Here is a 12,234-nt window from a genome sequence, read left to right on the forward strand (position 1 = left end):
CCTTTATAGGAGGTATTGGCACCATATTATTCTTTGTTCACTTTCTCTTCCAAAGCAATAAATGCTTTAATCATGCTTCTCCAAACACTTTCAGCCACATCTGGCGATAAGCCAAGCTCTAGTGCCTCCTTACGACGGTTTGCTATCACTTGGGCAACACGATCACTAGCCTGGACAGCAACCTTGTCTCCCTTGGGCTTAAGCCGTCCTGCCTTTTCCACAAGTATTTGACGTTGGGCCAGTAGTCGAAGCAACTGTCTATCAATATTATCAATATCAATTCGAATATCGCTTAATGCATCCATAAATACCCAACCTTTCATTGAATAATGAAATAATACTTCTTTAAAGATAAAAGTAAACAAAAAACCTCACAGAGAAAAACTCTGTGAGGGCATTAAATCTAGTTTAACACGGTACCACCTCAGTTAATGGTCTCCAAAAAAACGACCATCATCTCTATCTCCTCTAACAAGGAGTTGCACGGTAAGGGGTGCCAACCGAGAAGAATATGTATTACCTTCTCATTATCATCCAATCAGCCCAATGTTCGCTCATCTCGATTACCTACTCACAATCACCGCAGGCTCCCTGAAAATCTAAGACCAGTTACTTTCTGATTTACTAACTATTGTACTCCTTTTTAGAGGGATGTCAAGAATTTTCTGTTAATTTTGACAATTCCTCCCTTATAAGATTCGTCTATACCTAATTCAGAGAGTGAGATAGTCTTGTCACCACACTTTACAAAATAAAAAAGCCCCAAAAGGGACTTCTCGGTATGATAAACAACGGCAGGGTGACAGTCCTGCATCTCTTTCAGACCCGAAGGTGCGGCGGCTGCCTCTTCCGCCCTCGTTGTTATTTGTTATCTATATTATATCACATTTTCTTAACTCTACCAGCATTTAGATAATTTTTCAACTTAGAATCTTTAATTACAAACATGGTACGGACATTAAGTTTATCGCATAATCTGACCGCTACCAGAACATTACCATCAATACGTTTGATGTATTCCAAGGACTGGCCATTAGGATGGCGACCGATATAGTCCGGATGAGCAATAATCTCTGGAATACGTTCATAGGTGGCATCAAAATCACTGAATTCCTGGCGATGTTTTTCCATATGCTTCTTACGTTGTGCAGACAGCGTGATTTCTTCACCAGGCTTGTAGTCCAAATCAAAAGCTTTAATGACTTTTGGCGTCAAGTACCCTACTGTTTTCATGCCTCTATTGTACCACACCTCATGTATATCAAGGCTTTTCCTACTGTTGAGGTATCACAAAAAACTCAAGCCTGTTACCAAGCTCAAGTTTTGACTTATTCTTTTTGGAAAGCACCTTGTTTGTAGCTGATCCAGAAGAAAAGCGGTGTACAAATAGCCATTGCTACCAGATAGATTGGTAAGGTGTAGCTATTAAGTGTCGAAATTTCAATCACATCTCGAAGATAGTAAGAGCTGATTAAGAAACCAAAGACTGAGTAAATAATCAAGGCCACACGTCCCTTATTCAACGGGATACAAGCACGAATAACAGCAAGGACACCCGTTGATCCCATCATATAGTAAGACAGCGTCAGCATGTCCGTATTGCTCATACCAAGATAGACCTGAGATAGATGGAAAATAAGAACACTGATAACCAACATCAAGGCATTAGGAATAGACAACTGGAGCGAACGTCTGAGGAAATGTTTCTCAACAGGTCGAATATTACGTTCGAAGGTCAAAATAAATGGTGGAAGACCCTCGATAAATTGCCCCGCTAAAGTCATCTGAACCTGAATGAATGGGAAGACCAAGAGGTACTCTGCCTTTCCAAAAACAATACTGGCAATACAGATAAGTCCCAAAAGGAAGGAATAGACCGTTTTAATGAGGAAAATAGGTGCAATGTGGGCAATATTATTAACCACACGACGTCCCTCAAATAGAATTTCAGGAATATCCTTAAACTCGGAATCCATAAGCACCAAGTTGGCAATCTGACGCGTAGCGGGATCCCCTTCAGCCATAACAATCGAACAGTCCGCTTCACGTAGTGCCAAGATATCGTTGACACCGTCACCAGTCATAGCTGTGGTATGCCCATTGGCATTAAGCGTTTGGATTAACAACTTCTTCTGATGCGGAGATACGCGACCAAAGATTGCCGTATCTTCAGCCAAAGCCTCTAACTCCTCATCACTGACCTTAGAACAGTCAATATAGCTTTGATAATCCGCAAAACCAGCCTGGTGGGCAATATGAGAAACCGTCACAGGATTGTCACCAGAAATAATCTTAAGCGTCACATCTTCTGAACGTAGGTATTCCAAAGTTTCTGCAGCATCCTCACGAATCGGATCGGCAATTTCGAGCAAGGCCAAGCCTTCAACATCATTCGGCAAACTCATAGTCTCTGTATCAACCGCTGACTGACTCCATGCCAAAATCAAAACACGAGAACCACGAGCCTGCGCCTGATCGACTGCTTTTGGATTTTCCTCAAGAAGCATCTCAGGCGCTCCCAAAAAGAGAGTTCCGACTCCATCAATGCTCATAGCACCCCATTTACGATCACTTGAAAATGGAATAATATCCCCTACCTGATAGTGATGCTCCAGACCTTCATAGGCATTTCGAATTGCCTGAGCCGTTGCATTGTTATCCTTGCTATGCTCCATATAAGCCGCAAGCAGGCGCTCCAACTCCTCTTTAGTGAAACGCTCTGACAGTAGTTTCAGACCCTTAACGGTCATCTTTCCTTGCGTAATTGTCCCTGTCTTATCTAAACAAAGCACATCGACACGCGCCAAGGTTTCGACAGAGTACATCTCCTGCACCAGGATATGTTTCATTCCAAGCTTAATAACGGCTGTTAAAAGAGAGGTAATTGTCAGAAGGGCAATCCCCTTAGGCAACATTCCCAGAAGGGCTGTCGAACTGGTAACTACCGACTCTTGAAGAGAGAGCTGTTTAATCAAGTAAGCCTCAAAAAAGAGTGCAAGCCCAAACGGTATCACAATCTTGCCCGTAAACTTAGCAATCTTATCCATATTATAGAGGATACGTGACACGATTGGCTTATGCGTCTTGGCCTCTAGCATGAGCTTATTGGCATAATTGTCCTCGGCTACGTTAATAACCTTAGCATAAACCTGACCACTCACAAGATAAGACCCCGAGAGCAACTCCTTCCCATCCTTCTTGAGAATAAGGTCACTCTCACCCGTCAGCATAGCCTCATTGAGCTCAGCCATCCCATCAACAACCACGGCATCACTAGGCACCTGTTCACCCGCAGACAAGAGCATGATATCATCCAAGACAATGTCCTGAGGATTAATAGAAGTAACCTCGCCATCACGCACCACACGGATCTGATCCTTATTCATGAGATTGAGCTTATCAATCATGCGACGGGCACGCAACTCTGTCATCATCCCCGTAAAGGCATTAAGCACAATGATTCCGAAGAAAAAGAGATTCGACCAAGCCTGAACAGCAATCAAGGCCACAAAAATAGCAAAATTGAGCATATTAAAGGAGTTAAAGACATTACGCCTAAAAATCTCCCAGTTGCTGGAGCCAGTTTTTGCTTTAAAATGATTTGTTTTACCGGCATCTATCCGCCGCTTGACCTCCACCTGCGTCAAGCCTTGTAACTGTTTTTTCATAACTTTCATAGTAGCATAAAAATGAGGTGTTTTCAAAGGTTAGCCGTCATGGATAGCCAGGAAATAGACCTATTATATCGAACCACTCTCCCAACTATTTCACTCAACCTAAACTACTTTCAAATAGTAAAGGCAAGAGTCCCTACAAAACACTTCTATGCTATCCTTTTCTCTAGTTAAACCTACTTTGATAAATTAAATTAAACAGCCACTGAAGATTGATCAAGGGTTTTGTTTGAGCATCAATCACAGGTTGAACGGTCTCTCTAATTTCTTTTATGACTTTTCGTTGATTATATTTAATCTTGTGATAACGTTTGTCAAAAGCATGTTGGATAGAAAAATGACGATTAAGAAGATACATATCATCTGACTCCGAATGAAAAAATAGAGTATCACCTGTAAGATCTAATACAGACGTTTTAGTTCCTTTTTCTCTAGTTATAGCATACGACCCATCATCATCATAACTAATACCATCTATTTCCGGTGTATAAGCCCAACCCATATTCTCCATCAGCATAATGATGTCCGGCTCTGTCCCCTCCTTATGAGGAATATGCTGAGCATAATAAACAGAGTTAAATTTTATATTAATAAAGGTAAATAGGCTCATCCCCAAGACTGTATACAGCCCTATAACTAGTCCTACAAGAATCCCTAAAATATTGCTTTTTTTCATTGTCATCTTCTCTTTCCTTTTCTCTAATTAAACCTACTTTGATAAAGTAAATTAAACAACCACTGAAGATTGATTAATGGTTTTGGTTGAACCTTCATAATTGGGGAAAAATCTTTCCTGATCTCTCGTTTAATTTTTGATTCATTAACTTTAGTTCTTTTTGCTTCTTCTGAAAAATAACTGACGTCCTCAAATCTAAACGTACTGTCAAAACCGATAGTCATATTATCTTTATCATATAAAAAACTTCCTGAACTTTTTGTTAAAAAAGATTTGCTTTTAGTATTTATAATAGCATTTGTTCCATCATCGACGTATCGAATACCATCAATCTCCGGTGTATAAATCCATCCCATATTCTCTACCAACATAACGATATCTGGCTCTGTCCCTTCCTTATGAGGAATATGCTGAGCATAATAAACAGAGTGGTATTTTAAATTAAAAAAAGTAAATAGGCTCATTCCCAAGACTGTATACAGCCCTATAATTAATCCTACAAAGAGCCCCAAAATATTTCTTTTTCGCATTCTTGCCTTCTCTTTCTTTTTCTATCTCCAATCAATTTTTGACTGGATTGACAATAAACCATTGTACCGTATTTATCATAAGTCTTACAATTTAATGATTTGTAATTGCTCTAACATTTGTTATGAATAAAAAAAAATCAAGTCTTTACAAATTTCTCCAACGCCTCTCCCCACTTTGTCAATCAAGCTAAACATGGTATAATAGTTAAGATTTTTATACTACTCATTTCTGGGCAGAAGTGGGCAGTAAAATTTAAGAAACAGGGGCTAAACCCCTTGATATGAAAGGAATCTAGAAAATATTATGATGAACATGCAGAACATGATGAAGCAAGCTCAAAAGCTTCAGAAACAAATGGAAAAAAGCCAAGCTGAATTGGCTGCTACAACCTTCACTGGAAAATCAGCACAAGACTTGGTTGTTGCTGAATTAACTGGTGACAAAAAAGTGGTTAACATCACTTTCGCTGATGCTGTCGTGGATCCTGATGATGTGGAAACACTTCAAGATATGACTGTTCAAGCACTTAACGATGCTCTTGGACAAATTGACGAAGCGACTAAAAAATCAATGGGTGCCTTTGCCGGTAAATTGCCATTCTAAAAAATGAAAAGGAATCTCGCGGTTCCTTTTTTCTATTAACAATTCAGTCATAACATACAAAAGACTTGGACAAGAAATCCAAGTCTTTTTGTGATAGTCATTTAAAAATTTTATTCTTCAACCAAAGCAAGACCTGACTGTGCGTCTTCTTCGTTGGCCAATTTATAGCGATTCTTTTGACCTAAGTAGATGCTCGCTGAATTTAATGAACTTTCTAAAGTAGGGTAATTCACATCTTCGTTCGCTGTTTGGGTAGGTACAGGTCCTGAAATTAATAGCTCATCATCATTCTTGACATAAATCTGGTATTCCCCAACTTCGCTAGTTTGAGCTAAAATCTCATTCAACAAGTTTGGGTCGAGCGTTTGAGCGACGCCATCAACCACTTGATTAGAGTCCTGCTTATGCTCCGACGAATCCACTACTTCAGTGATAACGATGTAATCAGGAGTTTCCTCATCTGAAGTCTTAGATCCTTCAGTTTCTGGCTGTTTTTGTCCAGATGTATCTTGTTTCTTCGTATCTTGAACTTGCCCATCATGAGTCTTCAATTCCTCATCACTAACGGTTTGAACCTTAGTTTGATTGGCATCTAAATCAAGTTTTGGCGCTTCTTTAACGTCAGCTGAAGCTCCACTGGTACCCATGAATAGAGCTAGAGTCCCCAAAGTAGTAATCAAGCTGATTATTGCTTTGCCGATAAAACCATTATTTTTTTTCTTAATCATAAATCCCTCACTATTTGTTTGGTTAGCTCTAACTGGCTAACAACCGAGTCCAATTTGCTGCTGTAGAAGGTAAAAGGTTGATTGAGCTGTTTGACCATCCCTTCACCCAGATAACAATCTTAGCATGCAAAACCCTTGATTTCAAGCATTTCTTTAATTTTTAAGCATTTTAAATAAATGACAACTTCATGTCTTAAAATTGATGACAATCTATTATCAGATTAGCTTTTTTAAGCTATGCAAATGGTAATTTCTTTAAGTAGTACTTAGGGAAACAATACTTGTTTTTTAGACAGATTCTTCAAAAACCACTTTTGCTGACTCATCTCCCCAAAAATTTTATCGGATAGCAAAATTCTGTCCAAACACTTTCAATGTAACTATAAAATAGAATTCTTGTGTCAGGAAGTGGAGTTTTCAATATCCTAAAATAAGATTAGAAACTAAAACTCCTCAATTAGTTCAAAGAAAGCTAGAACAAAAGGATTTATAAACAACTTTATAAAACACATCCCAATAAACAACTCATTCTAAAGATAAACACCTCTCATTTAGATAGCTATTTTTAAGGTATTTACAACTTCTTAAAAATAACTAACACACAAAAAATGATTACAAAAAGGCCGCTATTTCCCCATGAATAAATTAACCCATATAGAAAATGTAGCCTCCAAATTCAAAAAAAATGGTGGTATTCTGGATAGATCCATGCTTGAAACTATGAAAAAATCTTTATCCATCATCAACTCTGACGCAAAAAGCAGATCCCCTATGACTACCCTATAATGAAACATTTACCGACCTAAACTCTCCGACAATGATGGAAATTTGGAAAAACAGTAAATCTACTCAGTAAAAGACTAAAAATAACCTAACTTTATAACTATTTCACCAAATTTTCACCTCACTCAAAGCTCATCTAGAATAGTTTTTTCTCATGTGTAAACGCTTCGCTCAAATTTCTGTCACATGTAAGAAAATCTTATCGTCTTTTAAACCTTTTTTTGCTTCAAAACCTAGATATTCCAAGGAAAATCCGTTACAATAGAGTACGGAAAGATAGGTAATTATCAGCATCATTATTTTCGTATGAAAGGGAAATTCATGGCTTATATTCAAATGAAGCATAGCTATAAACGCTATAAAACCGGTGATCTGGAAATTATCGCAAACAACGACGTAAGCTTTGATATTGAAAAAGGGGAGCTTGTCGTCATTCTCGGTGCCTCTGGTGCAGGGAAATCAACCGTTCTTAACATCTTGGGTGGTATGGACACCAATGACGAAGGCCGCGTCATTATTGATGGTAAGGATATCTCTGAATACACAGCTAAAGAACTGACAACATATCGTCGTGAGGACGTTGGCTTTGTGTTCCAATTTTACAACTTAGTTTCAAACCTTACGGCCAGGGAAAACGTCGAACTAGCATCTGAAATCGTTCCAAACGCTAAAGATGCTACTCAAACACTCGTCGAAGTCGGTTTGGGAGGCCGCTTAGACAATTTCCCATCACAACTATCTGGTGGGGAGCAACAACGTGTCGCTATTGCACGCGCCGTTGCCAAAAATCCAAAGATTCTTCTTTGTGATGAGCCAACAGGGGCTCTGGATTATCAAACAGGGAAACAAATCCTGACCCTCCTTCAAGAAATGGCTCGCAAACAGGGAACAACTGTTATTATCGTGACCCATAATGCTTCTCTAGCTCCAATTGCCGATCGTGTCATTCGAATGCACGATGCCAAGATTAAGAGTGTGGAACTTAATCCTAATCCACAAAAAATCGAGGACTTGGAATACTAGAAAGGAGCACCGTCATGAAAAAAACAACTTATTGGAAAGATGTTTGGCGAACCTTTGTAGCTTCTAAAGGGCGTATGCTCTCTATTGCCTTACTTATGGCACTGGGATCCTTTGCCTTGATTGGTCTTAAAGTAACTTCTCCTAATATGAAAAAAACTGGGGAACACTTCTTCAAGACGCATCAAACAGCTGACTTGAGCTTAATCAGCACTTACAGTATCAACCAAACCGATCAGGACCTTCTCAATTCGATTAAGAAAAAGAATGTAGACATCGAGTATGGTTATTTCAAAGATGCTGTCATCAAGGGGACGAATACGGCATTTCGTATTTTCTCTAAACCTAAGAAAATCTCTACTTACGACCTTATTGAGGGGAAACTTCCTACTAAGGACGGGGAAATCGCTCTTTCCTCAACTTATAAAGAAGAATATAGCGTCGGAGATAAGATTAACTTTTCTGAGCCAGTAGATAGCTCAGGGCAAAAACAGTTAAAGGAACAAACATATACCATTACTGGTTTTGTTAATTCCTCTGAACTTCTCTCTAGGAACCGCCTTGGTAACGCCAGCGCTGGTACGGGGAAACTGGATGGCTATGCCATTGTTCCAGAGACGGACTTCACCTCTAATGATTACATGATTGCCCGCATCCGCTACAAGGATTTGGAAAACGTTAGTCCTTTTAGTGAGGAGTACGCAAATAAGATTTCTGAACGAAAGGCTGAACTCAAGGAACTCTTTAAAGACGAACCTGAGAAACGCCTCGCTGAAATCAAGTCACAGTCTAAAGCTCAAATTACTCAAGCTAAACAAGAACTTGAAACAGCACTCGCACAGACCCAGCAAATGGCTACAAGCAACCCATCCGAAGCCGCTAGCGTTAAAGAAGCTACTACCAAAATTGAAGCCAAGCAAAAAGAACTCGAAGAAAGTCAAGCAATGGTTGATAATTTACCAGCGCCTAGCTATCAATTCTACTCTCGTCGAGAGATTCCGGGTTCTGAGGGATATGTTGCTTATGAAAGTAATATTAACATCATTCACGATGTGAGTAACATCTTCCCTGTCGCTCTCTACTTTATGGCAGCTTTGGTTACCTTTGTAACCATGGGACGCTTTGTTGAAGAGGAACGTGGTAAGGCTGGTATTTTCAACGCCCTAGGCTATAGTAATTCGCGAATTATCCATAAATTCGTCATTTATGGTTTGATAACGAGTATTACTGGTACAACTGCAGGTGTTATTACCGGTCATACACTACTTCCGATTCTAATCCACAATACTTATAAGAGCGATTTGCAGCTTCCTGCTTTCGAATTGCACTTCTACCTAGGACTTACTCTTGTGGCCTTCCTTTTAGGTCTCTTATCTGCTGTGCTACCTGCCTTTGCGGTTGCCAAGAAAGAGCTCTGGGAAAAACCTTCCCAACTCCTCCTTCCAAAACCACCTCGTGCAGGAGCTAAGATTGTCCTAGAGCGCATCACACCTCTTTGGAAACGTCTCAGCTTTACGGAAAAAGTTACCATGCGTAATATTTTCCGCTATAAGCAACGGATGTTTATGACCCTCTTTGGTGTCGCAGGTTCTATCGCACTGCTCTTCGCAGGTTTAGGAATTCGATCTTCTGTATCTAACCTTAACCAGCAACAGTTTGAAGACATCATTCACTATGATATGATTGTTGCCAAGCAACCAAATACGTCAAGTGCTTTGGATGAGGAACTCACTAAACTCCTCGATAGCAAAGACGTTAAAGAATACTTGAATGTCCATTTTGAAACCTTGCAAAAAATTGCCGGTAGCAACAAGGACACTCAAGAAATCTCAACCCTTGTCTTTAACGACCGTGACGATAAACTCGTTGATAGTTACGTTAGCTTGCATGACCGAGACCGTAATAAGACTCTCAAGCTATCTAATGACGGAGCTATTATCTCTGAAAAAATGGCAAAACTCCTAAACCTAAAGGTTGGAGATACCATTACTGTGCAAAACAGTCAGGATGAATCTGTCAAGATTAAGATAGCTGGTATCACTGAAATGTACATGGGGCATTTCCTCTTTATGAATGCTAGCTACTACCAAAAAGCTTTTGGGACACCTTCAGTGAATAATGCCAACCTTGTTACTCTCGCTGAACCAACAAAGCAAAATGTTGAAAATATGGCAGCCAAATTCATCAACTTACCAAATGTTTATGGTGTTGTTCAAAACAACAGCCTTAAACTGCAAATCAGCACTATGGTCAATTCATTGACACAGGTTATTGGTATCTTGATTACGGTTTCCATTCTCCTTGCTGTGGTTGTTCTCCATAACCTCACTAACATCAACGTTTCAGAACGTATCCACGAACTTTCAACCGTTAAGGTTCTTGGTTTCTACAATAACGAAGTATCCCTCTACATCTATCGTGAAACCATTTACCTTTCAATCATCGGTATCTTCGTAGGGTTCGGTCTTGGACAGGCACTTCACCATTATATGGTAAGCATCATTCCGCCAGATCGTATCATGTTTGATCCATCTCTCGGATTGGCTACCTACCTTTTACCAGCTGTTCTTATCGGCATAATCCTTATTATTCTTGGCTTCGTCGTCAACAAACGTCTTGCCAAACTTAACATGCTTGAAGCCCTAAGCTCAGTTGAATAAGCTAAAAACGCCTGAGAAGTAATTCTCAAGCGTTTTTTATGTTCGATAACCTATTTTGTTTTAGTCTTAGCCAACTCTAGACAGTAGGACTTCACATGACAATGAGGACAAGTCAGCTTACGAGTCCTAGGTGTATGACCTGCAAGAGCAAACTCTTTAGAACTAGGATCAAAGGTCCTATGACAATTAGGACAGAGGTAGTCGAACTGCTTTCTATAGTGAAACACCACTAAATTCATTACTAAAATATAAGCAGGACAGACAATAAAGATACCTCTGGGATCCTTAAAATAATAAATGACAACCAGTAGGCTCATCAGATAAAGCAGAAAGATTAGAATGCCACTCCCATACATTCTCAACTGCAAATGACGCCATGATTTTTGATTTTCCATAAGACGTGAAATGTCTGACAAATCTTCCAACGAAAGTTGACGCCACTTAGCAGTTGCTTTTTGCAAGTGACGGGCACGTTTTAGTTTGACCTCTATTTCCTTCGAAGACTTTTCCAAGCTTTCAATTTGGTCTGTCAACAACAGCTCTAAAACCTGCTCCCTATTCTCTTCTTGCAAGAGTTTTTGGATTTGTTTGATTGAGAAATCCAAATCTCTTAAGAAACAAATGACTTGCAGTCGTTCCAAGTCTGATTCGTGATAGATTCTCCGACCACCCTCTGTGACTTCAGATGGCGTCAAGATCCCTCGTTGATCATAGTACTGGACAGTCCTAACAGACACTTCTGCTGCTTTAGCCAACTCTCCTGTTGAAAACTGCGACATCTCAGTCACCTCCTTTTAAGATTTTCTATCAAAGAAGGTCTTTCACCACCTTTGATACCTAGATTCTACCTTATAACGCAAGGTAATATGCAAGCCCTAACCCTAGAGGATTTTCTTTTCTTACAGAAAAAGTTAGCTATCACTCTTTACAACCTTTACAGCTCTTGTAAAGCTTTAGTCGAAAAGGCCACCCAAACCTAAGGCAGCAAAAGGATTGTTACTGACTTCCTCCTGTTGCTCCAAAAGTTTGGCATTCTCATCTAATTCGAGAAACTTCTCGTAAATTTGGGCGGTCATCCGAGCATCATCCAAGCTGTTGTGACCATGTCCCTTAATTCCAAAGAAATCTGCCACACTAGTCAACTTAAGGTTAACAATACCGTTCAAATCAGAAGCACGACGGTCAAAGGCCTCATCAAAAACATCTAAAGCATATTGCTCTTCCAAGTCCAAACCATTTTCCGACAAAATAGGCAAGTCCGACTTAAGGGCATTGTAACCGATAAGTGGAGTGTCACCAACAAATGATTTAAAATCCGTCAGAACGGACTCTAGCTTTGGTGCCTTGGCAATCTTGTCCGCTGTAATCCCCGTCAAACCATTGATAAAGGACTGTAAAGGAACGTCCGAATAGACAAAAGAGTCAAACTGATCCACTTCCTCATGCTGATCCATCTTAATGGCCGATACTTGGATAATATGACTAACCCCATCCACCGTGTTAAACTCCAAATCAAAGGCAATATAAGTTTCTAAATTTTCCATTTTATCTCCTATAAT

The 12,234-nt window shown here is 39.7% G+C and carries 11 protein-coding genes; 3 read left to right on the forward strand and 8 right to left on the reverse strand.

The window, feature by feature from the left end:
• Positions 1 to 26 precede the first annotated feature (26 nt).
• From A6J31_RS07120 to A6J31_RS07140, 5 genes are all read right to left on the reverse strand, one after another.
• Positions 27 to 305 carry a chorismate mutase gene (locus tag A6J31_RS07120; RefSeq protein ID WP_004183228.1) on the reverse strand — a complete coding sequence of 93 codons (279 nt, stop codon included), beginning with the start codon at positions 303 to 305 and terminating at the stop codon, positions 27 to 29.
• 577 nt (positions 306 to 882) lie between these two features.
• Positions 883 to 1,233, reverse strand: coding sequence for a PBECR2 nuclease fold domain-containing protein (locus tag A6J31_RS07125; protein WP_021143725.1), 351 nt, complete (start codon positions 1,231 to 1,233; stop codon positions 883 to 885).
• A 95-nt stretch (positions 1,234 to 1,328) separates the two neighbouring features.
• The gene (locus tag A6J31_RS07130; protein WP_021147403.1) at positions 1,329 to 3,677 is read right to left on the reverse strand and encodes a cation-translocating P-type ATPase; all 2,349 of its coding nucleotides are present in this window, start codon (positions 3,675 to 3,677) and stop codon (positions 1,329 to 1,331) included.
• A 163-nt stretch (positions 3,678 to 3,840) separates the two neighbouring features.
• Positions 3,841 to 4,350: a hypothetical protein gene (locus tag A6J31_RS07135; RefSeq protein ID WP_014634925.1), complete on the reverse strand. Its 510-nt coding sequence runs from the start codon at positions 4,348 to 4,350 to the stop codon at positions 3,841 to 3,843.
• Between the two features lie 23 nt (positions 4,351 to 4,373).
• Positions 4,374 to 4,880 carry a hypothetical protein gene (locus A6J31_RS07140; protein WP_014634926.1) on the reverse strand — a complete coding sequence of 169 codons (507 nt, stop codon included), beginning with the start codon at positions 4,878 to 4,880 and terminating at the stop codon, positions 4,374 to 4,376.
• 304 nt (positions 4,881 to 5,184) lie between these two features.
• Here A6J31_RS07140 and A6J31_RS07145 point away from each other — a divergent pair, with 304 nt between their 5' ends.
• The gene (locus A6J31_RS07145) at positions 5,185 to 5,484 is read left to right on the forward strand and encodes a YbaB/EbfC family nucleoid-associated protein (RefSeq protein WP_002884818.1); all 300 of its coding nucleotides are present in this window, start codon (positions 5,185 to 5,187) and stop codon (positions 5,482 to 5,484) included.
• A gap of 110 nt (positions 5,485 to 5,594) precedes the next feature.
• On the opposite strand, the gene A6J31_RS07150 is transcribed toward A6J31_RS07145, so the two are convergent.
• Complete coding sequence (locus A6J31_RS07150) at positions 5,595 to 6,212, reverse strand: hypothetical protein (RefSeq protein ID WP_080610801.1); 618 nt, start codon at positions 6,210 to 6,212, stop codon at positions 5,595 to 5,597.
• 1,104 nt (positions 6,213 to 7,316) lie between these two features.
• On the opposite strand from A6J31_RS07150, the gene A6J31_RS07155 reads away from it, so the two are divergent.
• Positions 7,317 to 8,018: an ABC transporter ATP-binding protein gene (locus A6J31_RS07155; protein WP_080610802.1), complete on the forward strand. Its 702-nt coding sequence runs from the start codon at positions 7,317 to 7,319 to the stop codon at positions 8,016 to 8,018.
• Positions 8,019 to 8,032: 14 nt separating this feature from the next.
• Positions 8,033 to 10,675: an FtsX-like permease family protein gene (locus A6J31_RS07160; protein ID WP_080610803.1), complete on the forward strand. Its 2,643-nt coding sequence runs from the start codon at positions 8,033 to 8,035 to the stop codon at positions 10,673 to 10,675.
• A 50-nt stretch (positions 10,676 to 10,725) separates the two neighbouring features.
• Here A6J31_RS07160 and A6J31_RS07165 read toward each other — a convergent pair whose 3' ends face one another.
• Positions 10,726 to 11,454 carry a MerR family transcriptional regulator gene (locus A6J31_RS07165; RefSeq protein WP_080610804.1) on the reverse strand — a complete coding sequence of 243 codons (729 nt, stop codon included), beginning with the start codon at positions 11,452 to 11,454 and terminating at the stop codon, positions 10,726 to 10,728.
• 174 nt (positions 11,455 to 11,628) lie between these two features.
• The gene (locus A6J31_RS07170; RefSeq protein ID WP_014634930.1) at positions 11,629 to 12,219 is read right to left on the reverse strand and encodes a 3'-5' exonuclease; all 591 of its coding nucleotides are present in this window, start codon (positions 12,217 to 12,219) and stop codon (positions 11,629 to 11,631) included.
• Between the last annotated feature and the right edge of the window lie 15 nt (positions 12,220 to 12,234).

Origin of the sequence: Streptococcus sp. FDAARGOS_192, assembly GCF_002073815.2 — a bacterium.
Classification (GTDB): domain Bacteria; phylum Bacillota; class Bacilli; order Lactobacillales; family Streptococcaceae; genus Streptococcus; species Streptococcus salivarius_H.

Excerpts from the sequence above, each read along its gene's own strand:
- A6J31_RS07120 (WP_004183228.1), bottom strand. The coding sequence starts at position 305 with ATGGATGCATTAAGCGATATTCGAATTGATATTGATAATATTGATAGA.
- A6J31_RS07125 (WP_021143725.1), bottom strand. The coding sequence starts at position 1,233 with ATGAAAACAGTAGGGTACTTGACGCCAAAAGTCATTAAAGCTTTTGAT.
- A6J31_RS07130 (WP_021147403.1), bottom strand. The coding sequence starts at position 3,677 with ATGAAAGTTATGAAAAAACAGTTACAAGGCTTGACGCAGGTGGAGGTC.
- A6J31_RS07135 (WP_014634925.1), bottom strand. The coding sequence starts at position 4,350 with ATGAAAAAAAGCAATATTTTAGGGATTCTTGTAGGACTAGTTATAGGG.
- A6J31_RS07140 (WP_014634926.1), bottom strand. The coding sequence starts at position 4,880 with ATGCGAAAAAGAAATATTTTGGGGCTCTTTGTAGGATTAATTATAGGG.
- A6J31_RS07145 (WP_002884818.1), top strand. The coding sequence starts at position 5,185 with ATGATGAACATGCAGAACATGATGAAGCAAGCTCAAAAGCTTCAGAAA.
- A6J31_RS07150 (WP_080610801.1), bottom strand. The coding sequence starts at position 6,212 with ATGATTAAGAAAAAAAATAATGGTTTTATCGGCAAAGCAATAATCAGC.
- A6J31_RS07155 (WP_080610802.1), top strand. The coding sequence starts at position 7,317 with ATGGCTTATATTCAAATGAAGCATAGCTATAAACGCTATAAAACCGGT.
- A6J31_RS07160 (WP_080610803.1), top strand. The coding sequence starts at position 8,033 with ATGAAAAAAACAACTTATTGGAAAGATGTTTGGCGAACCTTTGTAGCT.
- A6J31_RS07165 (WP_080610804.1), bottom strand. The coding sequence starts at position 11,454 with ATGTCGCAGTTTTCAACAGGAGAGTTGGCTAAAGCAGCAGAAGTGTCT.
- A6J31_RS07170 (WP_014634930.1), bottom strand. The coding sequence starts at position 12,219 with ATGGAAAATTTAGAAACTTATATTGCCTTTGATTTGGAGTTTAACACG.